The sequence below is a fragment of the Aurantimonas sp. DM33-3 genome, assembly GCF_014334315.1.
Classification (GTDB): Bacteria; Pseudomonadota; Alphaproteobacteria; order Rhizobiales; family Rhizobiaceae; genus Aurantimonas; species Aurantimonas coralicida.
In genome coordinates this window covers 1-1,748 of record NZ_JACSGS010000045.1, presented here as the reverse complement: position 1 = coordinate 1,748, position 1,748 = coordinate 1, and the positions used below count along the sequence as shown (strand labels likewise).

Sequence of the window (1,748 nt, the reverse complement as noted above, 5' to 3'; positions counted from 1 at the left end):
GTGTAGAGCGGTAGATGGGAGAACTCCCACAGAAGGTTCGCAAGGGCCGAGAATACGAGATAACGGCGCAGCGCGACCAGCCAGTTTCGCGACTCCGCAACATGTGACATCGGCGCAGCGATCACTGAAACGCTCGAAGGATGCTGTCGAGCCAGCCGCTCTCCGGCGGTGGCGTGTTCGTTAATGCGTTGATGTAGACAATCAGGTTCGTGCGGGCGAATTCCGCGCCGTGGAAGATGGCAGCATGGCGTCCACCGTGGTCGATGACATGGATCATTGGCGCGTAGCCCTCACGCGCCGACAGGGCTGCGAAGGATGCCGCCGCCTTGGCGGCACCATCGCCCACCGTTACGGGCAGCCAGTTCGATCTGTCCAAGTCTGCGACAGAGGCGGCACCCACCGTGAGGAAGGTGACCCGATCGCGCATCGGCGTGATGTTCACCCCCTCTTGCACCGCGCGCAAAAGCGCCTGCTGCGCAATGCAAGGCGAACCGCAGGCCGCGGGTGCGAAGCTGACCACGAGTATTCTGTCCTGAAGCCCGTCCAGACGCACCGTCGATCCGTCGGCAGCGGTCCCATTCAGCGGTGGCGCAAGGCGTCCATCGGAATGCTCGAAGGCGGGCTCCCGTTCGGCCATGAGTTCGTCGATCGGGGCGTCGGAACTGTGCGCGGAAGCGTTTCCAACGGGCGGGAGCATCAACGCCAGGATGAGAACGATACGTTTCGATATCCGCCCTCCAAGCCGTCGGCGGACAGCCACCGGCTGTGACCTTCCCGGCGAGCGCCGCGACGCGCCTGCGAGAGACCGTGTTCTCTCGCTCCGACTGGTCGGTTCGTCAACTGATCCGGGATCAGGCGTGATACCGAGAACGCCCGGGCTTTGACGCGGGCGGTTTGGCCCGGTTGCGCCGTCTCGTCGGTGACGGGCCTGACCGATAGGCCCCGCTGCGCACCCTCGCCTGGGGAGCGCAGCGCCAATACCGAGCGCGCCGATATCCGTCAGTGCCCGCAGTCGTAGGCGAGGCAGGGAGAGGTAGGCTGATTTCATCGGGTCTCTTTCAGCGGGGAGACGCAGGCCCGACTGTCGGTGCGGGCCTGCGCGACTATTAGCCGTCGTTTTTCGGGACGGCGTGGTGAGGCTGGGCGGCCATTGCCTGCATCATCTCGGTGCAGGCCTCCATCATCGGGCCCATCTGCTGCATCATCTGCATCATGCCTTGCATGTCTTGCATGCCCTGCATGCCGGACTCCTCACCGCCCATCATGCCTTGCATGCCGGACATGTCGCCGCCCTGCATGTCACTGCCCTTCATGGTGTCGCCCTGCATCATCTTCTCAGGCGCGGCATCCTCCTGCGCGAAGGTCACGGGTGCGGCAATGGTGGCCGCAAACGCGATCGCAAGGCCAAGTCTGGTGTTCGTTTTCATGGTCGTTACCTCAGTTGGGTTTGGTTTCAGTCCCTGGTCGTACCCGGCACGTCGGTCGGGCTCCTGTCTGCGTCACAGCTTTTGCTCTTGCACATGACGCAGTATCCGGTGGCGCACATCACAGCGCAGGGGGCGAGCGCCAGGATCAGCGGTGCGGCCCCGATCGCCGTAAGCCAGCCCCAGTTCAACGCCATCCCCGCGCTGGTGATCGCCATCGTGGCGATCACCAGCCCCCTGCGGCCCAGCGGCATGCGAAACCCAGCGGAGCGCGGCCTCGGGGCCAGATGAGATGTGTCGGTCAAGTTCAGTTCCTTCCGTTTG

At 64.2% G+C, this 1,748-nt stretch carries 3 protein-coding genes; all 3 read right to left on the bottom strand.

From position 1 onward, the window contains the following. Positions 1-121: 121 nt before the first annotated feature. Entirely contained in the window at positions 122-637 is a 516-nt protein-coding gene (locus tag H9Q09_RS22300) for a cytochrome-c oxidase (RefSeq protein ID WP_187392892.1), read from the bottom strand. A 469-nt stretch (positions 638-1,106) separates the two neighbouring features. Then, positions 1,107-1,427 carry a hypothetical protein gene (locus H9Q09_RS22295; RefSeq protein ID WP_187392891.1) on the bottom strand — a complete coding sequence of 107 codons (321 nt, stop codon included), beginning with the start codon at positions 1,425-1,427 and terminating at the stop codon, positions 1,107-1,109. Between the two features lie 26 nt (positions 1,428-1,453). Further along, positions 1,454-1,748: hypothetical protein (locus tag H9Q09_RS22395; RefSeq protein WP_210315478.1), on the bottom strand; the 295-nt coding region annotated here is incomplete at its 5' end.

Excerpts from the sequence above, each read along its gene's own strand:
- H9Q09_RS22300 (WP_187392892.1), bottom strand. The coding sequence starts at position 637 with ATGGCCGAACGGGAGCCCGCCTTCGAGCATTCCGATGGACGCCTTGCG.
- H9Q09_RS22295 (WP_187392891.1), bottom strand. The coding sequence starts at position 1,427 with ATGAAAACGAACACCAGACTTGGCCTTGCGATCGCGTTTGCGGCCACC.